The sequence below is a fragment of the uncultured Roseobacter sp. genome (assembly GCF_947495025.1).
GTDB lineage: Bacteria > Pseudomonadota > Alphaproteobacteria > Rhodobacterales > Rhodobacteraceae > Roseobacter.
On sequence record NZ_CANLXG010000002.1, the window covers coordinates 781,265 to 803,714 of the forward strand.

Sequence of the window (22,450 nt, forward strand, 5' to 3'; positions counted from 1 at the left end):
CTATAGGGTAGCCATGACTCATTCAGTATACAAAAACGATCTGCCGGACGGCCTTGATCTGGGGCCCGTTGTGGCAATTGACTGCGAAACCATGGGGTTGAACCCTCATCGTGACAGGCTCTGCGTTGTACAGCTGTCAGGTGGAGACGGAAACGCGCATCTGGTGCAGATCGCCAAAGGTCAGACCGAAGCACCGAACCTGTGCCGTCTGCTTGAAGACCCGGACGTTCTGAAACTGTTCCACTTTGGACGGTTCGATATCGCGGCCATGCTGAATGCCTTTGGTGCAGAGACATCGCCGGTTTACTGCACCAAGATCGCCAGCCGCCTGGTGCGCACCTTTACCGACCGGCACGGTCTGGCGAAGCTGTTGCAGGAACTTCTGAACGTCGACATTTCCAAACAGCAGCAGTCCAGCGACTGGGGCGCGGAAACGCTGACCGAGGCCCAGGTTGATTATGCGGCTTCTGATGTCCTGTATCTGCACCGTTTGCGTGACGCGCTGAACGTGATGCTGGAACGCGAAGGCCGGATGGAAATGGCACAGGCCTGCTTTGATTTTCTGCCGATGCGCGCACGCCTTGATCTGGCCGGATGGCCCGAAACGGACATCTTTGCCCATTCATGAAGACGCCTTTTATCGATACCGCCCGCCGGGTTATCCGCGCGGAGGCTGACGCCCTCAGCCACCTGGCAGAAAGCCTTGATGGACGGTTTCGTGACGCAATTGACCTGCTGCTGAACAGCAAGGGCCGGGTGATTGTGACCGGTATTGGCAAGTCCGGGCACATCTCACGCAAAATTGCAGCAACCCTGGCCAGCACCGGCACGCCTGCACAGTTTGTCCATCCGGCCGAGGCCAGTCACGGTGATCTGGGCATGATCACATCGGCCGATGTCGTGCTCGCTATTTCAAACTCCGGCGAAGCGCCCGAACTGGCAGATCTCGTCACCTATTCCCGGCGCTATGACATCCCGTTGCTGGGCATCACGCGCAATGAACAGAGCAGCCTGGGGCGACAGTGTGATGTCGTGCTGCTGCTCCCGTCACTCGGAGAAGCCTGTGACACCGGGGTCGTGCCGTCCAACTCCACGACGATGACACTTGCGCTAGGCGATGCGCTGGCCATCGCCCTGATGGAGCACCGCGAATTCACGCCGGAAAACTTCCGGGACTTTCACCCGGGCGGCAGACTTGGTGCGCAGCTGAGCCGCGTCCAAGACCTTATGCACACCGGTGACGCTCTGCCTCTGGTAGACGAAAATGCACCTGTGGCGGCCGCACTCGCAGTAATCGGCCAGAAGGGGTTTGGTGTTGTCGCGGTTATGGATGACAGCAACCGGTTACGCGGCATCATAACGAACGGCGATATCGGCCGGCACCTTGAGATACTGAGCAACGCCCGTGCACGGGACGTAATGACACCGTCACCTGTCACAATCGCGCCCGGGGATCTGGCCGAGAAAGCCGTCAGTGTCATGAACGCGCGCGAGATCACCTGCCTGCTGGTCGTGAATCAGCAAGCCCCGGAAACGGTCGTTGGTCTGATCCATATCCACGACTGCCTGCGCGTCGGGCTGGGATAGGTCACAATGCAGGGAGACCGGTATTCTCAGATGGTCGCCTGGCTGAAAGTGGCCTTGCCCATTATGGCGCTCGCAATACTCTCGACGCTCTTTTTGCTGTCACGCGCAGTAGACCCGACCGACTCCATACCTTTTGCTGACGCAGAGGTTCAGGAAAGGCTGGCCAACCAGCAGATCAGCGGACCCTATTTTTCCGGTACGACAGCAAACGGGGATCAGATCGCCTTTGTCGCTGAGACGGTTACGAGCCCGCAGGACCTCGTCGGGGAAACCCGTGCCAACGACGTATTTGTCCGTATCGACATGGCGGGTGGTGCCGAAGTCACCGTAAAATCCGACAGCGCGTCGGTGCTGCTGGCGGACGATGTCGCAGAGCTGACAGGCAATGTCATTCTGATCACCTCGCAGGGCTACGAGGTCCGCAGTCAGCTGCTGACGGCCAGGGTCACCGCACTTGATGTCCGGTCGCCCGAAACGGTGTCTGCCGTGACGCCCGGTGGCGACCTCGTTGCAGGCGCTATGCACATCCGGGAAAACGACGACGGCGGTAACGCCCAAATGGTTTTCACAAACGGTGTTAAACTGCTATATCAGCCGAAAGAGGTGGAAGATTAACTCCGTGAACGTTTTCAGACTGATTGCTTTTTCTCTGTCCTTGTTGGTTCTTTCGACCAGTGTTTCCGCACAGGGCGCCAAGGTCGCTTTTGGCGCACTGCAACAGGCCACCGACCTGCCCGTCGAGGTTACCGCCGACAACCTGTCGGTTGATCAGGAAACCGGATCCGCGGTTTTTACCGAAAATGTCGTGATCGCGCAGGGCGAGATGCGGCTGTCCGCCGCAAAAGTACTGGTGGTCTATAAGTCCGCAGCCGAAGGTATCGCCCGTCTCGAAGCGACCGGCGGCGTGACACTGGTATCCGGCGAAGATGCTGCAGAATCAGAGGCGGCCAACTATGATATCGACAACGGCTCGATCGTGATGACAGGCAATGTCCTGCTCGTGCAGGGACCGTCTGTGCTTTCGGCAGACAAAATGACTGTTCAGTTGCGTGAAGGCACGGCACAGATGACCGGGAACATCCGGACAGTGCTGCAGACCGGCGACAACTGATGTCACCTCCCGAGCTCACTGTTGCAGAAGGTTCAGCGGGGTTGCGCGTAGAGCATCTGCGCAAATCCTACCGCAAGAAAACCGTCATCCGGGACTTCTCCATGTATCTGGAACGCGGAGAAGTCGCGGCTCTGCTTGGCCCCAACGGATCGGGCAAAACAACCACCTTCTATGCGATCGCGGGGCTGGTAACACCTGAAGGTGGGTCTGTAACCATTGACGGCCAGGATGTGACCGGTTTTCCGATGTACCGGCGCGCGCAGATGGGGATCGGATATCTTCCGCAGGAAATGAGCATTTTTCGCGGGTTGTCTGTGCAGGACAATATAGCTGCGATTCTCGATATCACCGAAAGTGACCGCCACAAACGGCGCGAACGGCTCGAAGAGCTGCTCAGTGAGTTTTCGATCGAACACCTCCGCCGCGCTCCGGCCCTCGCGCTGTCCGGTGGCGAACGCCGGCGGGTCGAAATCGCGCGATCACTTGCGGCAAATCCCCGTTATCTGCTCCTTGATGAGCCCTTTGCGGGCGTTGACCCGATCTCGGTCGGAGATATACGCCAGCTGGTCGCAGACCTTAAAAAACGCAGTATTGGTGTTCTGATCACCGACCACAACGTGCGCGAAACGCTGGAAATTGTTGACCGTGCGTACATTCTTCATGAGGGCCGCGTACTGATGTCCGGAACACCCGAGGATGTGGTACAGAACGAGAATGTGCGCCGCGTATACCTGGGTGACAACTTCCGGATTTCTTAACACTCCCGGTAACGCGTTAACCATTTTTTCGCCTGTCAGAACGGTCTTTTGTTTGACTCAGTACTGCCTTTTCGGGCTCAATGGTCGTATGGCAAGTATCCGGCTCTGTCTTTTGGATGTTCGCCCTGATTTTCAGGGGTCCCAAGCTAACAGCCTGAACTCACGCCATTTTCTGAAACTCTGCTAAACTGTCTTCCACGTTGAGGCGTCGGAAACAGGCGGAGTGCGCCACGAGAAGGAGAAGTTATGCGATATCAGATCAGCGGAAAACAGATCGACATTGGTGAAGCGCTGCAGACACACGTCAAAGAAGAACTTGGTGCATCTGTCAAAAAATACGCCGAGCGCCCTACCGAAGCTGTCGTTGTGTTTTCCAGATCGGCGCATGAATACGTTTGTGAAGCGACAGTACACCTGTCAACGGGCCTTACAGCGCAGGCAAAAGCGCATCAGACCGAAATCTATGCAGCCTTTGATGCCTGCTGTGAAAAGATGGAAAAACAGCTGCGTCGCTACAAGCGCAGGTTGAAAGATCATCACAAAGATCGGTCAGAACCGGTTGAATTATACGGAGGCTCCTCATATATCCTCGCTTCAGAAACCGACTCGGAAGAAAATGAGCCGGACACGCTGCAACCCATGATCGTGGCCGAGATGGAAACGAAAATCCCATCTCTCTCAGTCGGAGAAGCCGTGATGCAGATGGAACTTGCCGGCGCGCCCGTTCTGATCTTCCGGAATGAGAGCAAAAACGGGCTGAATGTCGTGTACCGCCGCGAAGACGGCAACATTGGCTGGATTGACCCTCAGTAGGACAACCTGCGCGGAGAACCCGGGCAAAAAGTGCGTAAATTATGGATTTTGCTACCCTCCTGAAACCGGAGGCCGTAAAGGTTATAACCTCGGCCTCCAGTAAAAAGCGTCTGATGCAGGATCTGGGTGATCTCGCAGAGCAGGCCTATGGCCTGCCATCAGGCGAAATACTTGACGCACTGCTTGCCCGCGAGGCTCTCGGACCAACAGGTGTTGGTTACGGCGTGGCGCTGCCGCATGCCCGCACCACACGGCTCGAGTCAGTTGCGGGTGTTTTCGTGCTGCTCGACAAGCCGATAGATTTCAACGCGGTTGACCGGCAGCCGGTCGATATCGCCTTCGGGCTCTTTGCGCCTGAGGACGCAGGTGTCGAACATCTCAAAGCTCTGGCACTTGTATCTCGTACCCTGCGCGATGCGGCGGTCTGCTCCAAACTTCGGGCGAACCCGAACCCGGCAACGCTCTATACGATCCTGACATCCAGCGAAGCAGAACAGGCAGCCTGACGCCAGGCAGAAAAGCCAAACGTCATGTAGTCGCGCGCATACGCCTCTGCCGCAAGCTGTTCAATCTCGTCATCGTAAATCGCTGACAACGACCAGGGCTGGTCTTCGCTAGCCTGGGGTACTTCGGCCGCTGTTTTGCAACCCAGACGACCGGCCAGGTCGGGCAGCGCTGTAGCAATTTCATCCTCACGGAAAATGAAATCCGGCAATGCCAGGCCGCCAAATCCCTGTACAACGTGTGACTGGCTGCACCATGCCGCATCGGTTCGTATCGCCGTTTGCCCGGCCAGATTGGCTCTGAGGAACTTCAGAAAAGCCGCAAAAGCCGCATGGTGCTGCGCAAGACTGTAGTCTTTTCCCGGCGTGGTATCCGGCAGGGGCAGCTCATAACGGTTGATCAGTGTCCTGCGGATCGCAGTATAAACCTGCGGACCGGTGCCAAGGATAAAACTGCAAAACGTATGGTGTGCACGGGCGACCGGATGGCGGAGAACTGTAAAGCTGCGGTGCCCGGGTGATTTTCGTTTCCACTGGCGCAACGTTTTCTGGGACATCTGCGTTTGCAGGTCATCGTCTCCGGCGCCGTCAAGGTCGGCCAGCCAGGCGCGGACCACATCCGTCGGTCCGCCCTTTATCGGAAGAAAGAGCAACGGCGTTTCCGGTGCCGCGATATAGGTCGGGACGGCCGGCGCCCGCGTCGGTTCAAAGTCCGGCAATCTCGCCAGCTGATACACATCCTGTCCGGAAAGAGCGCGCTCCATCTCCTCGAAATTGGTTACTTTGGATGAGAGAGACATCGGGTTCTGGACTTTCAGAGTGCCACCCGGCTTGTCCACCCGCGCATCCGAGCCAAGGAAAACGGCGAGACCGTTGATCACACCAACGTCGCGCAGATCGCTGTAGTCAACGTGAAACGCGGTCTGTCCCATGCTCTGCAGCCGGTGCATCAGCCGGGATCGAAACCCGGTCACCGCATCCTGAAAATCGGCGAACTCGGCCGCGTCAAAAACAACACTGGCTGTCTTGCGGCGGCGCACGTCGGTAAGTTTCCACTGTCCGGTAGCGCGCGCAATTTTCCAGCTCACGTAGCTTTCTGCAGGATTGCGGGTCAGGACGATCTTGGCACAGGTTGGATCATTGACGATTGCATCCAGCACGCGTGGGTCGTGGTCGTGAAAATAGCGAAATCCCGTCAGCCCGGGCGCAGACCTGATGCGCTGCAGAAGGGCCAGGGGATCACGGTCCCTGGCAGCTGCATCAAAGCCAAGGATATCGCTGGCGTCCGGATAGCCGACAAAATGCGGATTAAAGGCTTCACCGTAACAACTGACATCCTGCAGGCTGTTCAGGCTCGCTTCCAGCATGTTGGAGCCGGTCCGCATCCCGGCAAAAACCACAAAACTGTCGAATGCAGGCATCGATTAACGCACCAGATAGGGTCGCGGCGCGGCCCGACCGGGAGGCTGATGCGCCGGAAGATCGTCCACGGGGAAATCACCCATAAGATGCGGATGCATCCCCTGGTTTTTCAGGTTCTGCAGGAACTGACCAAATCCGCGCAGATCAACCATGCGCGGCGCCTCGGCCAGGCGACGCGTTTCGCCTGCACCGATCTCGTCAAGGACAGTCTGCAGTGGCTCCATCGGTGCTTCGATAAATTCTGCCATGGTCCAGATACGCACACGCGCTTTGGTCCAGGCAGATCGCAGAACGTTCAGGTGCTCACTTTCGGTCTTTTGCAGGGTCGCAGCCTTCTGCCGCAGGTCAGCGAAACTGGCATTGGAACGGAACAGCGGGATGGCCCAGGCGCCGCTGATGACGGAAATCTGTGCGTTGGGGTCTTTGGCGATACGCCAGTTAACCGATTGTGTATCGCCCGGCCCGAACTGAAAACACTGGCGCTCCCCACGCGTGTTCCACAACAGATTCGTCAGAAAGAACTCGGGATTGTAGTCACGCAGAACAGCGCTGTTACTCAGTGCACCATTGATCGACGTCTGATTGTCCGCAAATTCCGCACCCGCCGGTGCGAACAGGTGGCCGTGCACCCGCGCACCCGTCGCACGGGCAAGCCAGGGCTCGAAATTCTCGAACAGTTCAGTGAACCCCTGAAAGACAGAATAAGGTGACGCGGTAACACCACTGTCCCAGTCATCTCTGGGAAACCGGCTTTGCATGTAAAGACCGGTGCGCCCGAATACCCGACGGTCGACCGCCTTGGCGAAGATGCGATCAATTTTGCCCGGATTGGGCTCCGTTTTGCTCATCGCGCTCTCTGCATCAGTCAGGAAGGCATCGTAAAGACGCTGCGCATGCGGCCAGATTTTTCGCGCGACAAAACAGTCGGACCGCCGCAGCAGCTGCAGGTGATCGTCATAGAAAATATGCGGTTTGCCCTGATAGTCGAATTTCGACAGTGTCAGGGACCGGCTTTCAATGTGCGTGGAATACTGCCGCGCCATGGTCTGGAAATAGCTTTCGTCCGGGATCCAGACCCTGCGAAAATACCGTTCGATGTCGGCGCGCGACGGGTCCTGTAAAATGGCTGTAAGGGTCTGGCGGGTCAGACACCACCACTGCGAACCAAGGTGCGGCACCAGTCCGGCAGGGATGCGCCGCCGGAACCGGACACGACGCTGAAGTGAAACATACCGGTCAAACAGCCAGCGCTGGCGACGCCAGGAAAACGGAAACCGGAGTGTGAAACGCTCGGCGTTCAGGCCGCCGACTGTCCATGGTACGTCCGCTGTGGTCGCGCTTTCGATAAAATCGGTGCGGGGTCTTGCGGCCAGATAGTCGATCAGTTCCTTCACCGGGCGCAGCGGCAGGCACGATCCCGACGCGAGATAGACATGGCGAACACCGGGATGAGCCTGCAATATCTGCTCTGAAGCCGCCTGGGTGGCCGCCACAATGCCCCAGGTGCCCCACTCGCACCGGAATCTCCGTGAAAAACTGACGTCCGCCAGATCACTCAGGGCCGAGACAAAGGCGTCATAAACCGGTCGCGGGACAGATTTGTCCACGTGGATCACAACCGGGCAGCCACTGGCGCGCCAGTGCCGGGCAACTTCTTCTGCCCGGTCGAATGCCGTGTGCACCAGCATGACCACCCCAAGGCTCATGCCCAGTTCCCCTTGGACATCAGCCCCAGAATCTCAAGTTGCCGCCAGTTGATGTATTTTTCAGACCACTTGCACCAGATCTGCGTGTCCCGCCCCAGATGGTGAGCATAGGCGCGGTACTCATAGGACTCCGCGTAGTGTTGGCGTCGCTCGGTTTCCTCTTTGGCCTTGTCGGCGAAGGTATCAATGAATTTCGTGTGCAGAAGCACGCCGGATGCTTTCTCGCCCCCCCATTCGTCGTACACGAGATTAAGACCACGCGGCAGCAGCATGTGCGTCGAGTGGACATATGCGTAACGCCGGTTCCATCTGACCAGCGGTATCTTGTTGAGCGCCGGTGCCCTTGACGGTTCTTCGGGAAAGAACATCCGGGCCCTCGGACCACCCTGTATCCAAAGGTTGCCATAAAGGTGATTGCGCGAGATCGTATAGTTGCCGCTGTCAAACCAGCAGGCGATATCCAGCGGGTTCATCCCCGGCAGATAGGGCTGATCCTCGAGCCGTCCTTTGGGGTACATGTCCAGCAACATCGCGCTGAAAGCGCGGATCGAGCAGGCGTCCAGCCAGTCAGTCAGTGCGCGCAGGGGCCGCGTGTCGCAGAACGGGTAAAGCAGGAACTCATCCGGGTCGACAACGACGCACCAGTGGTCATGCCCATAGCGGCTCTGCAGATAGTTCAGCCAGTCCACCCCATAGCGCGACCTGCGGTAGCTTTTGCCGGTCTGCCAGACAGATACATCCGGCTGTTGTGCCAGATATTCCGTGCTGCCGTCTGTGCTGTCGTTGTCAACAATCAGAAAATGGGTCACGCCCATGTTCCGGTAGTAATCCAGGAAATACGGCAGACGGATCTTCTCGTTCCGCATGGTTGAGAACAGCAGGATTTCATCCGGCCTTATCATACCGGTCCGGTCCCGGACGCGACGTAGCTCGCTACTTTTACGGAGCGCACGGATCCTCAGGCGCTTGCGCGCCAGACGCATACGGTAAGACCCAAGAACGCCCAAGCCCCTGCCCTTTTCTGCCCGTGTCGTCCGTCATTCCGCCCCGCTGTATACCAGGGTCGCCTGCCGGACACATCTTTATCGCTTGTTCCAAATCGCGATTTATTAAGAATCTATTGCCCGAAAAGTCCCATTTTGCAACGGTTTGTCGCATTTTGCGCTGCCCGGAAACCGGTCAGCATCCCGGGGCTCAGCGCAGCTCGGACATCAGCCCAAGGTCGACCATCTGGCGCCAACACGTATAACGTGCAGAGCCCGGTTCCCACATGTCGGTGCCACGGATCAGTGCATCGTAATATGCGTCAAATGCTTCCGGTTGTTGAAAGTGCTCTCTGCGCGCTTTCTCCTGTGCTGCGCGTTCTGCTGTTCCGGGAAGGAACTTTGTGTGCAGCAGAACGCCGGATGCGGCCACTCCGCCGTGTGACTTCCATGTCTCATTCAACCAGGCCGGGAGAGCGTTATGTGTCGAATTTACATAGACAAATGCCCGGTCCCAGCGCACCAGCGGAATCTTGTTCAGCGTGGGCGCACGCGCGGGATCATCAGCAAAAAAGCACCGCGCGCGGGGTCCTCCCTGGAGCCAGAGGTTACCCATTCGGGCCTGCCGTTGCACCTGGTACCCCCAGGCATCAAACCATGGCAGAACATCCAGCGGATTCTGCTCCGGCAGATAGGTGTGTTCGTCTGGCCGGCCCTTCGGGTAGAGGTCCAGCATGATCGCACCCATCGCCTTCTGGTTGAAACGCTCCAGTCGCTTCACGAAATCGGGAAGCGGGCAGTTATCGTGCCCGGGATAGATCAGAAGTTCATCTGCATCGACCGTCAGCGTCCAGTGGCCCGGTGCAAAGCGGCGTTGCAGCGATGTCAGCCAGTCCATTCCAAAGCGCGCAGCGCGGTAACCTGATGCAGTTGCCCACACCGATGTGTCGGGTTGTCCGGCCAGCCATTCCGCTGTTCCGTCATCACTGTCGTTGTCCACAAAGATGAAATGCCCGACGCCCAGCGCGCGGTAATGTTTCATAAACCACGGCAGACGCATCATCTCGTTTCGCACTGTCGAAAAGAGCAGGATCTGTTCCTGGGTTACGCTGGCTGTCCGGTCAGCAACCGGTGTCAGATCACGGCGGGAGCGGAAGGCTCGCCACAGCAGGCGTTTGCGTCTCAGACGCAGTCTGTACCGGTTCAGGACTGTCCGCTTACCAGCCATCCGATGTCCCCTGACGAGCGCGTCACAGCGCCTTCTCAGGGTTTATTTGTCATAATGACCGTTCTGATGCCAGCGCCAGGCGTCGGCGATCATTGTCTCCATGGTCGAGCGCGTCGGTTTCCACCCGAGCTCTGCCTCGGCACGGGTCGAGCCGGATACAAGCCGCGTACAGTCACCGGGTCGCCTGTCGCCCTCGTTGAAGGGTACAGGGCGGTTGGTTACCGTGCGGCTGTGGTCCATGACCTCGCGCACAGAAAAGCCCGTACCGGTGCCCAGATTGAAAACCCGGGATCCCTTACCACTTTCGAGCCATTTCAGCCCGAGCACATGAGCATCCACAAGATCGCAGACATGCACATAGTCCCGGATGCATGTCCCGTCAGGCGTATCGTAATCGGTGCCGAATATCGTAAGCGCATCCCGCTTGCCGTCAATGGCGTCCAGCAACAGTGGCACCAGGTGCGTTTCCGGCCGGTGGAACTCGCCCACTTCGCCGTCGGGGTCTGCCCCCGCAACGTTGAAGTAGCGGAAAATCACATGGTTGAGCCCATGCGCAGCGTCAAAATCGCGAAGGATGTCCTCAATAGCGCGTTTTGACGCGCCATAAGCGTTGATCGGATGCTGTTCGCTGTTTTCATCAAGAACCACATTGTCCTGATCACCGTAGGTCGCGCAGGTGGAGGAGAAAACAAACTGCCGGCACCCGGATGCCGCCGCAGCCTCGATCAGGTTCAGAGAGCCCTGAACATTATTCCGCCAGTAGGTGCCTGGTTGCTGCATACTCTCGCCCACCTGGCTGAGTGCAGCAAAGTGCATGACAGCCGCAGGCTGCCACCTGGCAAAAACCTCTTCCAGCCGTGCCAGATCCAGCAGATCACCCTGTTCGAACGGTCCGAACCGCACGGCGTCCTGCCATCCGGTGACGAGATTATCGAAGGTGACCGGCGTGTATCCCGCGGCTTTCAGTGCTTTACATGCGTGCGAGCCGATATAGCCCGCACCACCGGTTACCAGAATATTGGTCATGGAGTGTCGCCTTACTCTGCCGCTTTGCCCATCGTGACAATATCATGCAGATATGCGGACAGGTCGTCACGCAGTTCGTCGCGCGCCAGACCAAACGCGACCGTCGCCTGGAGGAACCCGGATTTGGATCCACAGTCGAAACGCTGACCGGCGAAACGGTACCCGTAAACGCCGTTCTCGTTGTCGATCTCGCGCGCAATCGCGTCGGTCAGCTGGATCTCACCACCCGCGCCTGATTTGATATTGTGCAGGTTCTGCAGCACCGATGGCGACAGAATATAGCGGCCGATAACGGCAAGGTTTGATGGCGCTTCGCCTGCAGGGGGCTTTTCCACCATGCCTTTGACCCGCACCATCGCGCCCATGTCTTCGGAAATATCCAGCATGCCGTAAGACGACGTTTTTGCCGCCGGCACTTCCATCGCCGCCACCATATTGCCGCCGGTTTCCTCATAGGCTTCGGCCATCTGTTGCAGGCACGGCTTGTCAGCAGCAATCACATCATCCGGCAGGATAACAGCAAAAGGCTCATCACCGATCAGGCGGCGGGCGCACCAGACGGCGTGACCGAGGCCAAGAGCGCGGTGCTGACGGATATAGGCAATTGCGCCACTTTCCATGTTGGTGGTTTCCAGCGTCTCAAGCAGCTTTGTCTTGCCCTTGCGACGCAGTTCTTCCTCGAGCTGGGGCGCATGATCGAAATAATCTTCCAGCGCGCCTTTGCCACGGGACGTCACAAAAATGAATTCCTTGATCCCGGCGGCGCGGGCCTCGTCAATCGCGTACTGGATCAGTGGCCGGTCGACCAGCGTCATAATCTCCTTGGGAACAGATTTGGTGGCGGGCAAAAAGCGTGTACCCAGCCCCGCAACAGGGAAGATCGCTTTGGTTACCTTGCGTTTCATTACTCTTATCCTCATCACACATGTCGTCACTGTACCACAGAATCGCGTACCTGCGCTAACGGCTCTGCCGGACCATGCAATCAGAGCTTTACATCAGCTTTCCGGCGGACGCCCGGGGAAATGCAACATTTGTTTCTCATGCGCAGTATAGCGCCTGCCATGGCATAATTGTGGCAATCGGCTGCTATTGTTTCGGGAAACCCGGCCGGCGCATCAGTCGACACCCATTTCCTGCATCATTTTTTCAAGCCTCGGCACGTCTTCGGGGTTGTTAAGCTCCCAGAACTGGCGTCCCCGCGCGGACACCTCAACGCACAGGACGTGCCGTCCGTTTTCCAGAAACCGCAGCTGCTCCAGCCCTTCAAGACGTTCCAGCGGGCCTGTTTTCCAGCCCGGATAAGCAGCGAGCGCCGCGGGCCGGTAGGCGTAGACACCAACATGATGAAAAACGGGCGTTTCAGTTTCGTCACCCGTCCAGGCGCGCCCGGTATAGGGTATCACTTCCTTGGAAAAGTAGAGCGCCTGGCCGCCATCTCCGAAAACCGCAGTCGTTCCACCCACCCGTCCGGCCTGCCTGTCTTCGAGAAACCCGCTGAGAGTTGCGCCGTCGCAGCGCAGTACCGGCGTGGCAATCTCGGCATCCGGCGCGGCACGAAGTCCCGCCACGAGATCTTCGATGAACCAGTGTGGGGTCAGCGGAGCGTCACCCTGCAGGTTCACAACAATATCATAGTTCCCGCCCAGCTGTTCATGCGCTTCTGCACAGCGTTCCGTGCCATTGGCGCAATCAGGCGAGGTCATCACGACTTCGGCGCCAAAGGCTGCGGCCGCTTCTTTGATCCGGTCGTCGTCTGTCGCCACCACGACCCGGTCGACACCAGAGACAGACATGGCTGCACGCCAGCTGCGCTCGATCAGGCTCTGCGCCTGCCCCGAAGCGCCGCGCAGCATGGCCAGAGGTTTGCCGGGATAGCGCGACGAGGCATAACGGGCGGGGATGGCGATCAGAACAGACATCAGCCCGCTTTCAGTGTCACACCCGGCGCCGCGGCGATAAAGAAGGGGTTGGCGTAGCCTTCTTTGCCGTATTTCAGCGCTGTGTGATCATCAAAGCGTACCACGGCACCCCCTGCGCCACGGAGAACCGCATCTCCGGCTGCTGTGTCCCACTCCATTGTCCGGCCCAGTCGCGGATAGATATCAGCCTCGCCCGTTGCCACCAGACAGAATTTCAGAGAACTGCCTGCACTCTTCATATCCTGGACGGCGTATTTACTGATGTAGTCGTCTGTCGCCTGGTCGCGGTGAGACTTTGAGGCAACGACCAGCAGAGCCGAATTATCCGGATCAGAGACCTTTATCGGGGACAGTTCCCCCACAGCATCAAGCGCCAGATCACCGGTTTCCTCGACCGCGCGCCCGTCACTGTCTGTGTAAAACATGCGCCCTTTGGCCGGTGCATAGACCACGCCGCGTGTGGGCACGCCGTTCTCAACCAGTGCGATGTTGACGGTAAAGTCACCGCGTCTGTTGATGAATTCCTTGGTCCCGTCGAGCGGATCCACGATCAGAAAAGTATCACTGGTCTTGTCATGGGTTGCAGCCTGTTCTTCGGTCACGAGCAGAACATCGGGGAAAGAGGCGCGAAGGCCAGCCGAGATTATCGCATCCGCCGCTTCATCGGCTTCTGTGACCGGACTGGCATCTGATTTGACCTTTACGTCAAAGTCGTCCGCCTCGTAAATCTCCATGATACGTGCACCCCCAAGCAGCGCAAGTCTGCGCATCTCAGTCACTAACAGGCTGTAATCCATATATTTTATTCCCGAGCCGGCCTTTGTTGATCAAAACGATATTGCCCCTTATGCTGCCAGCCTAACGGAACAGCAAGAAATCCGTGCGAGACTGCCCTTAGACACGAGGCTCGGCAGACATGTTTCAGGCATCCCACAGACGGCAGGGCGCACTGTCCTCTGCGTTCACGATCCTTGCGCTGATCTACCACTCGGTGGTCCGCTCGGTGCGCAAGACCCATTCGAATGCCTTTCTGGCAATCGGGATCAACCTGCTGCAGGCAGTGATCTTTGTTGCGGCATTCTATGCGATGTTTGCGCTGCTCGGGCTCAAGGGCGCTGCGGTCCGGGGCGACTTTCTGCTGTACATTATGTCCGGCGTTTTTCTGTTCATGACGCATACCAAGGCCATGGGCGCTGTGTTCGGGTCCGAGGGTCCGGCAAGCCCGATGATGCAGCACGCCCCGATGAACACGATTGTCGCAATCGCGTCCGCCGCACTTGGGTCGCTCTATATCCAGCTGCTGTCCATGGCGGTGATTTTGTTTATCTATCACGTGGCGTGGACACCGATCAGTATCGACGACCCGTTCGCGGCTTTTGCGATGTTTATGCTCGCCTGGTTTACCGGTGTCGCCATCGGTCTTGTCCTGCTGGCACTCAAGCCATGGATGCCGCAGTTCGTGACGATCTTTAATACCATCTATCAGCGGGCCAATATGATCGCGTCAGGCAAGATGTTCGTGGCCAACGTCATGCCCGGGTACATGCTGGCCATGTTTGACTGGAATCCGCTTTTTCACTGCATCGACCAGGCGCGCGGATACATATTCATCAATTACGTCCCGCGTTACACGAACTGGGAATACGCGGTCATCGTTGGTCTCATTCTGGTGATGATCGGTCTGATGGGCGAATTTTACACCCGCCGTCATGCATCCATCAGCTGGAGCGCACGGCGCTGATGTCTGCCGGTCTTCACGCGGTTCCTGTGAGGTCCTGCGCGAGCATGAGAGCGTTGCCGTCAGGATCATAGAACGTCGCGGTTTTCACCATGCCCTCGATCACTTCTGTGGGCCCGTCAAAACCCACTCCTGCCGCCTCTAGCGCTGACCGCGCACTTTCAATGTCTGCGACCCCGAATACCGGTACCGTATTGCCCGGCGCAGGTTCGGCCTGTTCTCCGAATCCGATTGTGACGCCCGCTGTCAGTGTGCCCATCTCGCTCCAGCCCGCTTCGTCAGCGTGGTAAAGAAGCTCAAAACCCAGCATCTCGTGATACCAGTCAGCACTCCTGTGGCGGTCTCTTACTGACATCGCGAGAGTGATGGTGCTTTCGAGATTCGCGACCGGCACAGGCTTTCCTTTCGACATAAAATATAGTTACTATACTTTATGGACATAAAGCAACTTGTCAAGATTACCTCGCGATCATGGTCCCTGCATATTCTCGCAAGCCTGAACGCAGGTGTACCCGGACGGCAGGCGCCTTTGATTGCCGCAACCGGTGCAGGGCGCACGGCCTTTGTACAAAGCATTTCCCACCTTGTTGATCTGGGGCTGCTGGAGCGCAATCCGGGGCATGGCCATCCTCTGCGCCCCGAGTTCCGGCTGACCAGAGACGGTTTGGCGGCTGGTGACATGGCAGCACACGTCCTGACAATCGGACAGGAAGACGGCGCTCCGGACCTGTTGCGCCGCATGTGGACAATCCCGGTGCTGGCCGTGTGTCAGGAGCCGCGATATTTCAGCGACATCAGAACTGATCTGGCGCCTGTCACTGACCGTGCGCTGTCACAGACCCTGAAAAACCTGCACGCAAGAAACTGGCTGCAGCGGAATACGGACGCATCACTTCACCCGCCGAGACCGGCATATATGGCTACAAATGCAGGCGTCGCCATCGGACGGGCTGCGCAGGTACTGACCCGTTGACGCCGGGCTATGTCACAACGCGCAGCGTCAGGTTCAGCCGCCCGCCGTTTTCAAGCAGGGACGACGAGCCATAGCGGATCCGGTCCACACCATGATAAGCGAGGCGCGCTGCGCCGCCCATCACCACCACATCTCCGCTCTCCAGCCAGATGGACTGCGTTTTGCCTCCCCGTTCCGTGCCACCCATACGGAACAACCCGTCATCGCCCAGCGACACCGAAACAACCGGCCAGACAAACCCGGCTTCGTCCTTGTCCTGATGCAGGCCCATCCGTGCACCTTCGCCGTAATAATTGATCAGACAGCTTTCCGGCAGGCGATCTGATCCGGACACATCCCGCCAGATATCCAGAACCGCTTCCGGAACAGGTGGCCATGCCGTACCGGACGGATGCGTTCTGCTGTAGCGGTACCCCGAACGGTCGGTGATCCAGCCAAAATCACCCGCAGCCGTCATCCGCACTGACATAGGCTTTCCCCGCGGTGTCACCGGCGCAAAAAACGGAGCGTCACGCACCACGTCCCGCAGCTCTCCGACAAGGGCTTCGCAGGCGCTTTTGTTAAGGAAACCTTTATAAATTGTGAAACCTGCGATGCTCATTTGCATCATTCCCACCCCTCATGGCCGTCATTGACGAAATTTCTTCCGGATTCCCTCCGGGCGGCGCTCTCAAAGGTTGCAGGGCCGCTGGCCCCTCCTTATATACCCTGCGAACCGCATGAGGCGACCCGCTTCATGTGTAAACAGATCGGGATCAGGGCGCCGAAACGGGTCCGCGTTCCGTGTCATCGCCTTTAGTTTTAAGAGGGATCAGAAAATGGCCAAAGTGATCGGTATCGACCTTGGAACCACAAACAGCTGCATCGCCATCATGGACGGATCGCAGCCGCGTGTTATTGAGAACGCCGAAGGTGCACGGACGACACCTTCGATCGTCGCTTTCACGGATGAGGAGCGACTGGTAGGCCAGCCGGCGAAACGCCAGGCGGTTACCAACCCCGACAACACAATCTTCGGCGTCAAGCGCCTGATCGGCCGTCGCAACGACGACGCAGATCTTGCCAAAGACAAGAAAAACCTCCCCTTTGCGGTTATCGACGGTGGTAACGGCGATGCATGGGTTGAGGCCAGAGGCGAGAAGTACTCGCCCTCGCAGATTTCTGCATTCATCCTCGGTAAAATGAAAGAGACCGCCGAGAGCTACCTCGGTGAAGAAGTGACGCAGGCGGTTATCACCGTTCCCGCGTATTTTAACGACGCACAGCGTCAGGCCACCAAAGACGCGGGCAAAATTGCCGGCCTCGAAGTGCTGCGGATCATCAACGAGCCGACGGCTGCTGCTCTGGCTTATGGCCTCGACAAAGAGAACACACAGACAATCGCTGTCTATGACCTTGGCGGCGGTACGTTTGACGTCACCATCCTGGAAATTGACGACGGCCTGTTTGAGGTAAAGTCCACCAACGGTGATACCTTCCTGGGCGGTGAAGACTTTGACATGCGCATCGTCAACTATCTCGCCGGTGAGTTCAAAAAAGAGCATCAGGTGGACCTGACGCAGGATAAGATGGCCCTGCAGCGTCTGAAAGAAGCTGCCGAGAAGGCCAAAATCGAACTGTCCAGCTCAAGTCAGACTGAGATCAACCAGCCGTTTATCTCGATGGGCTCCAATGGCCAGCCGCTGCACATGGTAATGAAGCTGACCCGCTCCAAACTGGAAAGCCTGGTCGGTGACCTGATCAAATCCTCGATGAAGCCCTGCCAGGCGGCGCTCAAGGACGCGGGCCTGTCCCCGTCTGACATCGACGAGGTTGTCCTCGTCGGTGGTATGACGCGGATGCCCAAAGTGGTCGAGGAAGTGACCAAATTCTTTGGCAAGGAGCCGCACAAGGGTGTGAACCCCGACGAGGTTGTGGCCATGGGCGCGGCCATTCAGGCAGGTGTTCTGCAGGGTGACGTCAAAGATGTTGTTCTGCTCGACGTCACACCACTCTCGCTGGGTATCGAAACCCTGGGCGGTGTGTTCACGCGGCTGATCGATCGCAACACAACAATCCCGACCAAGAAATCTCAGATCTTCTCGACGGCTGAAGACAACCAGAACGCTGTGACCATCCGGGTTTTCCAGGGTGAGCGCGAGATGGCGTCTGACAACAAAATCCTTGGTGCCTTTAATCTGGAAAACATCCCGCCGGCCCCGCGCGGTATGCCACAGATCGAAGTAACCTTTGACATCGACGCCAACGGCATTGTGTCGGTCGGCGCCATGGACAAGGGCACCGGCAAAGAGCAGAAGATCACGATCCAGGCTTCCGGTGGCCTGTCAGATGACGATATCGATAAAATGGTCAAGGACGCGGAAGAGAATGCCGAGGCCGACAAGGCCCGCCGCGAACTCATCGAAGCGAAAAACCAGGCTGAGAGCCTGATCCACTCGACCGAAAAATCGATGGAAGAGCATGCTGACAAGGTTGATCCGACAACGATCGAAGCGATCGAACTGGCGATTGCGGCGCTCAAGGATGAGCTGGAAACAGACAACGTGGACAAGATCAAGTCCGGCATCCAGAACGTAACAGAAGCCGCAATGAAACTTGGTGAGGCCATTTATAAGGCCGCTCAGGAAGACGGCGAGGATGCGCCCGAAGCAGCCGACGAGCCGCGTGCAGATGACGACGACATCGTTGATGCCGAGTTCGAGGATCTTGACGACGACAAGCGCGCATAAGAAACGCGTGGTCCGGAACCCCAGCATAGGCCGACCCCCCGGGTCGGCCTGTCACGTTCCGGAGAGGGGACATTACCATGGCAAAACGTGACTACTACGAAGTGCTTGGCGTCGCCAAAGGGGCCTCGGCTGACGAGATCAAAAAGGGCTACCGTACAAAAGCCAAAGAGCTGCATCCTGACAGGAACGCCGACAATCCACAGGCCGAAGCACAGTTCAAAGAAGCAAATGAGGCCTACGAAGTCCTCAAGGACGCTGAGAAAAAGGCTGCCTATGACCGGTTCGGTCATGCCGCATTCGAAGGCGGCATGGGCGGCGGCGGCGGAAGGCCGGGCGGCGGATTCGGCGGCGGTGGCCAGGGCGATTTTTCATCTGCGTTCTCCGATGTGTTCGACGATCTCTTCGGAGATTTCATGGGTGGCCAGCGTGGCGGTGGTGGTGGACGACGCGCCTCACGCGGCTCCGATCTGCGCTACAACATGCGCATCGAACTTGAAGAAGCCTTCTCGGGCATTCAGAAGACCATCAACGTTCCGACATCGGTCAGCTGTTCGGGCTGTAATGGCTCGGGCTCGGAGGGTGGCTCCGAGCCGGCTTCCTGTCCGACATGCTCAGGCATGGGTAAAGTCCGTGCCCAGCAGGGTTTCTTTACCGTCGAACGGACCTGCCCCACGTGTTCCGGCCTTGGTCAGATCATCAAGAATCCCTGTAAATCCTGCCAGGGCGCCGGCCGTGTCGAGAAAGAGCGTGCGCTGAACGTCAATATCCCTGCCGGCGTCGAGACTGGGACCCGTATTCGCCTCGGCGGCGAAGGCGAGGCAGGTATGCGCGGTGGACCGTCCGGTGATCTCTACATCTTCATCGATGTCGCCGATCACGAGCTTTTTCAGCGCGAAGGCACGAACCTCTACTGCCGCGTTCCTGTATCCATGGCCAAAGCGGCGCTGGGCGGATCAATCGAGGTACCGACAATCGATGGCGGCCGGGGACGTGTGCAGATTCCCTCAGGCAGCCAGTCTGGTCGTCAGATGCGCCTGAGGTCAAAAGGGATGCCGGCCCTGCGCGGTGCCGGAACCGGCGATATGTTCATCGAACTCGCTGTGGAAACGCCCGTTAATCTGACAGCGCGGCAAAAGGAAATCCTTCAGGAATTCGATGACCTGTCCGAGGACAACAACCCGGAATCCTCAAGCTTCTTTTCCTCTGTGAAAAGCTTCTGGGATTCCATGAAGGGCTGACACCATCGTTCGTCGCAGACACCGAACCGGCAGGAACTAACCCCTGCCGGTTTTTCTGTGCGGACCACTACCTCAGCCAGACTTCCACACGCCTGTTGGTCAGCCGACCCCATTCGCTCGTGTCACAGGCAACCGGCATTGCCTCGCCAAACGCGTCAACACGAAGCTCAGCCCGGGCGCTGTCAAATGTCTCGGCCGCATCCAGGACAGCGCGGCGTACAGTTTCTGCCCGCCGCAGGGCAATTGACTGGTTGGCCAGAGCGCTTCCATCGCCATCGCTGAACCCGACAAAAAGAAGTTCACGCGAATCGTAACGTCCCCGCTCCAGGGCTTCGGCCAGCCGCACAACGTTCGACCGGGACTGTGCATCAAGTCGCGCGGAGCCGGTTTCAAATCGGAATGACGTTGTCAGCCGTTTCCTTGGGCTGAGAACAGAGATCATGCGTTTCAAAACCTCGAGCGTGATTTCCGGACCAGCTGCATCAATCGCATTGGCGAGCCGGTTTCCCTGCAGTTCCAGGGACACAAGCTCGGGTGCCTGATCCACAAACCCGGACCGGCGGATCACCAGCTGTGCCGCAGAGGAAGTAGCAAACGCCAGAAACTCCCGCCCTGTGCGCGGCAAACGCCGGGCAGGACGGTACAGGAACATCGGTGCGGTCAGTGGGTAGTCTTCGGTTTTGATGGTCTGGCGACCTGCCACGAGGTTACGGCCGCAGCCTCCCCGCAGTGACAGAACCTGTGCCCTGCCGGTCTCCGCATAACTGGTAATGCCCAGCCCGAAAGGGTCTGCGACCACAGCGCGCGCCAGGTCCTCTCCGAGCGCGAACCTCCTGATATCACCGGTCTGCTCGAGTGACGAACGCGCCATCACCTGCCGCTCAAAGGCCTGTGCGAGGCCGGTTTCCGCATCCGGTGCATAGAGCGTTATCGGTGAATCCGGTCCGCCCAGGGCCGACCAGTTCCGGATTTCACCTGCATAAATCCGTGCAAGTTCTGTCAGGGACACTGATCGCACCGGGTTGTCTGGCGCCACCACGGGCACAACGGCGTCCAGTGCCAGAACACGCGCGCGTCGTGCATCCGCGACATCGCCCATTCCGGCCTCAAGTGCCCGATCCCGCTCGCCGGCACGGATTTCGCGAAGCGCCATCACGATATCCGCTTCATTTGCCAGCAGGTCTGCAAATCCTTCATCGGTGTTGGTCAGCCGAAAGAAAAACCGCGCAATTACACGATCCGAATCCGGGTCTGTCAGACTGTAGCTTCTGTGCGACGCATCCTGCGTTTCCCGCGTGACGTTGTATCCGTTTCGCTGCGCAAAGGTTTCGATCAGCGCCGGCACCATGACCGTTCCCATCGAAGCTGCGCCGGAAATACGTATCTCGGCAACGTAGTCCTCGAGGCTCGGACAGGCAGGTCCGTCACAGGTGACACCGGACCCGTCAACAGTCAGTTCGCCGTAGATCGTATCGATGCGATAAAGTTCGCCATCAAAGCCCAGCAACGTGCCGGACAGTTCCACTTCTCCGTCGCGGGACGTCAGTGTCACATCCTCGGCACCCAGCGGCCGGCACAGCGCAAAAAGAAAAAGTGCAGCGCAAAACGCTGCACGCAGGAGTGTCATGAAATGGCCTCGCAGCGGATCAGTTGCTGGCGAGTTTCAGGTCTCCGAGCGGGTTTTTCAACACCAGAAAGTCACCCACTGCTTCGCAGGACGGGACATCGATGCTGAGATCACTGACTTCAGGCAGACCGCCGCGGAAAACCTTTACCGCCGTTGCGGATACCGTCGTACCGCAGTTGGCGGCAGTGACTTCTGTTTCGATGCTGAGATCAACGGCGCCCACAGCTCGGGAAACTGCAACCGGATACGTATAGATCTCGCTGACCAGGTGGTCTTTGTCACCTGGCTGACCAAGCACCGTCATAAACCCACCAACACCGTCGTTGACAGCCGATGCATCACGCGGTGCGCCGGACCAGACGTGTCCGTCGTCGCCATATGACGCGCCGAATTCACGCGCGTGGATCTGAATGCCTGTTTCGCCCACGCCCTGAATAAGGACACGGTCATAAAGTGCGATCGTCGGCACAGATGTGCTGGCCGTAGCTGATTTACCGTTTTCGAAAGAAATGGAGAACTCTGCATCGCTCTTCAGCGCCGGAATAACCACGCTCAGTTTACCATCGTCTGACAGTTTCTCGTCAAATACGATGCTCTGGTGAGTGATTGTCACTATCTGTCCGGCAAAACACGCGGCCTTGATATCCACACTTACCATTGCCCCCGGAAGGGGTTGTGCCGTGGCAGAAACAGGGCAGCCAGAGCGGATTGTATACTGAGGTCCGGGGGCCAGTGGCGCTGGTTCCTCGAAAACGGCGGGTTCGGCCGTGGCTGTTCTGGTTACAGCCTCGGGAAGCTCTGCGGAAGTGAGCGTAATGTCATGAACGTCCAGAACCGGACCGTCAGCTGCGGGATCGGCAGCTTGTGACAGCCGTTCCACCGACGAAAGCCCGACTGTGATCACGCTGTTCTGCGCGACCTGTACATGGTCTCCATATCGCTGCTGAGCTGCATCGCCGCTCTGCATAACGAAACCAATGCCCAGCGCACATGCCAGTGTTCCAGCCGCGGTCATGATTTCTGTCTTGTGAGACATATTTCGATCCTCTTCCACCTGTTAAGAATGGTTAATAGATCGTAAACAGG

The 22,450-nt window shown here is 58.0% G+C and carries 23 protein-coding genes; 11 read left to right on the forward strand and 12 right to left on the reverse strand.

Going from position 1 to position 22,450, the window contains the following annotated elements:
• Positions 1–13: 13 nt before the first annotated feature.
• The 7 genes from Q0792_RS11995 (at position 14) to Q0792_RS12025 (ending at position 4,775) form a co-directional block, all read left to right on the forward strand.
• Positions 14–628, forward strand: coding sequence for a ribonuclease D (locus tag Q0792_RS11995; protein ID WP_298840631.1), 615 nt, complete (start codon positions 14–16; stop codon positions 626–628).
• The gene (locus Q0792_RS12000; protein WP_298840633.1) at positions 625–1,587 is read left to right on the forward strand and encodes an SIS domain-containing protein; all 963 of its coding nucleotides are present in this window, start codon (positions 625–627) and stop codon (positions 1,585–1,587) included. The genes Q0792_RS11995 and Q0792_RS12000 overlap by 4 nt, the downstream gene beginning before the upstream one ends.
• Positions 1,588–1,593: 6 nt before the next feature.
• Entirely contained in the window at positions 1,594–2,202 is a 609-nt protein-coding gene (locus Q0792_RS12005; protein ID WP_298840635.1) for a hypothetical protein, read from the forward strand.
• A 4-nt stretch (positions 2,203–2,206) separates the two neighbouring features.
• Entirely contained in the window at positions 2,207–2,698 is a 492-nt protein-coding gene (locus Q0792_RS12010; RefSeq protein WP_298840637.1) for an LptA/OstA family protein, read from the forward strand.
• A complete protein-coding gene (gene lptB, locus Q0792_RS12015; RefSeq protein WP_298840639.1) occupies positions 2,698–3,456 on the forward strand; it encodes an LPS export ABC transporter ATP-binding protein in 759 nt (252 codons plus the stop codon). Before Q0792_RS12010 ends, lptB begins: the two co-directional genes overlap by 1 nt.
• Positions 3,457–3,702: 246 nt before the next feature.
• Positions 3,703–4,269 (forward strand): ribosome-associated translation inhibitor RaiA, encoded by a 567-nt coding sequence (gene raiA, locus Q0792_RS12020; protein WP_298840641.1) that lies wholly within the window; start codon positions 3,703–3,705, stop codon positions 4,267–4,269.
• Between the two features lie 41 nt (positions 4,270–4,310).
• A complete protein-coding gene (locus tag Q0792_RS12025) occupies positions 4,311–4,775 on the forward strand; it encodes a PTS sugar transporter subunit IIA (RefSeq protein WP_298840644.1) in 465 nt (154 codons plus the stop codon).
• Here Q0792_RS12025 and Q0792_RS12030 read toward each other — a convergent pair.
• The 8 genes from Q0792_RS12030 to cysQ form a co-directional block, all read right to left on the reverse strand.
• Positions 4,733–6,193 carry a nodulation protein NodH gene (locus Q0792_RS12030; RefSeq protein WP_298840647.1) on the reverse strand — a complete coding sequence of 487 codons (1,461 nt, stop codon included), beginning with the start codon at positions 6,191–6,193 and terminating at the stop codon, positions 4,733–4,735. The genes Q0792_RS12025 and Q0792_RS12030 overlap by 43 nt on opposite strands.
• A 3-nt stretch (positions 6,194–6,196) precedes the next feature.
• Positions 6,197–7,900 carry a beta-1,6-N-acetylglucosaminyltransferase gene (locus Q0792_RS12035; protein WP_298840650.1) on the reverse strand — a complete coding sequence of 568 codons (1,704 nt, stop codon included), beginning with the start codon at positions 7,898–7,900 and terminating at the stop codon, positions 6,197–6,199.
• Complete coding sequence (locus Q0792_RS12040; RefSeq protein ID WP_298841870.1) at positions 7,897–8,883, reverse strand: glycosyltransferase family 2 protein; 987 nt, start codon at positions 8,881–8,883, stop codon at positions 7,897–7,899. The genes Q0792_RS12035 and Q0792_RS12040 overlap by 4 nt, the downstream gene beginning before the upstream one ends.
• Positions 8,884–9,094: 211 nt before the next feature.
• Positions 9,095–10,111: a glycosyltransferase family 2 protein gene (locus Q0792_RS12045; RefSeq protein ID WP_298840653.1), complete on the reverse strand. Its 1,017-nt coding sequence runs from the start codon at positions 10,109–10,111 to the stop codon at positions 9,095–9,097.
• Positions 10,112–10,153: 42 nt separating this feature from the next.
• The gene (gene galE, locus Q0792_RS12050; protein ID WP_298840656.1) at positions 10,154–11,137 is read right to left on the reverse strand and encodes a UDP-glucose 4-epimerase GalE; all 984 of its coding nucleotides are present in this window, start codon (positions 11,135–11,137) and stop codon (positions 10,154–10,156) included.
• Between the two features lie 11 nt (positions 11,138–11,148).
• Positions 11,149–12,042, reverse strand: a complete 894-nt coding sequence (gene galU, locus Q0792_RS12055) for a UTP--glucose-1-phosphate uridylyltransferase GalU (protein ID WP_298840659.1) — start codon at positions 12,040–12,042, stop codon at positions 11,149–11,151.
• A gap of 213 nt (positions 12,043–12,255) precedes the next feature.
• Positions 12,256–13,059, reverse strand: coding sequence for a 3-deoxy-manno-octulosonate cytidylyltransferase (locus tag Q0792_RS12060; protein ID WP_298840663.1), 804 nt, complete (start codon positions 13,057–13,059; stop codon positions 12,256–12,258).
• Positions 13,059–13,856: a 3'(2'),5'-bisphosphate nucleotidase CysQ gene (cysQ, locus tag Q0792_RS12065; protein ID WP_298840666.1), complete on the reverse strand. Its 798-nt coding sequence runs from the start codon at positions 13,854–13,856 to the stop codon at positions 13,059–13,061. Before cysQ ends, Q0792_RS12060 begins: the two co-directional genes overlap by 1 nt.
• A 119-nt stretch (positions 13,857–13,975) precedes the next feature.
• On the opposite strand from cysQ, the gene Q0792_RS12070 reads away from it, so the two are divergent.
• The gene (locus Q0792_RS12070) at positions 13,976–14,800 is read left to right on the forward strand and encodes an ABC transporter permease (RefSeq protein ID WP_298840671.1); all 825 of its coding nucleotides are present in this window, start codon (positions 13,976–13,978) and stop codon (positions 14,798–14,800) included.
• A gap of 13 nt (positions 14,801–14,813) precedes the next feature.
• Here Q0792_RS12070 and Q0792_RS12075 read toward each other — a convergent pair whose 3' ends face one another.
• Complete coding sequence (locus Q0792_RS12075; protein ID WP_298840674.1) at positions 14,814–15,191, reverse strand: VOC family protein; 378 nt, start codon at positions 15,189–15,191, stop codon at positions 14,814–14,816.
• A gap of 135 nt (positions 15,192–15,326) precedes the next feature.
• On the opposite strand from Q0792_RS12075, the gene Q0792_RS12080 reads away from it, so the two are divergent.
• Positions 15,327–15,770: a helix-turn-helix domain-containing protein gene (locus Q0792_RS12080; protein WP_298840677.1), complete on the forward strand. Its 444-nt coding sequence runs from the start codon at positions 15,327–15,329 to the stop codon at positions 15,768–15,770.
• Positions 15,771–15,777: 7 nt separating this feature from the next.
• Here the strand turns inward: Q0792_RS12080 and Q0792_RS12085 are convergent, their stop codons facing one another.
• The gene (locus Q0792_RS12085) at positions 15,778–16,371 is read right to left on the reverse strand and encodes an alpha-ketoglutarate-dependent dioxygenase AlkB (protein WP_367276773.1); all 594 of its coding nucleotides are present in this window, start codon (positions 16,369–16,371) and stop codon (positions 15,778–15,780) included.
• A gap of 217 nt (positions 16,372–16,588) precedes the next feature.
• On the opposite strand from Q0792_RS12085, the gene dnaK reads away from it, so the two are divergent.
• Together dnaK and dnaJ are read left to right on the forward strand one after the other, a co-directional pair.
• Positions 16,589–18,499, forward strand: a complete 1,911-nt coding sequence (gene dnaK, locus Q0792_RS12090) for a molecular chaperone DnaK (RefSeq protein WP_298840679.1) — start codon at positions 16,589–16,591, stop codon at positions 18,497–18,499.
• Between the two features lie 77 nt (positions 18,500–18,576).
• Positions 18,577–19,737 (forward strand): molecular chaperone DnaJ, encoded by a 1,161-nt coding sequence (gene dnaJ / locus Q0792_RS12095; RefSeq protein WP_298840682.1) that lies wholly within the window; start codon positions 18,577–18,579, stop codon positions 19,735–19,737.
• A 67-nt stretch (positions 19,738–19,804) separates the two neighbouring features.
• Here the strand turns inward: dnaJ and Q0792_RS12100 are convergent, their stop codons facing one another.
• Positions 19,805–21,364 carry a phosphate ABC transporter substrate-binding/OmpA family protein gene (locus tag Q0792_RS12100; protein WP_298840685.1) on the reverse strand — a complete coding sequence of 520 codons (1,560 nt, stop codon included), beginning with the start codon at positions 21,362–21,364 and terminating at the stop codon, positions 19,805–19,807.
• Positions 21,365–21,383: 19 nt separating this feature from the next.
• On the reverse strand, positions 21,384–22,400 hold the full coding sequence (locus Q0792_RS12105) for a hypothetical protein (RefSeq protein ID WP_298840688.1): 1,017 nt from the start codon (positions 22,398–22,400) through the stop codon (positions 21,384–21,386).
• Positions 22,401–22,450: the final 50 nt, after the last annotated feature.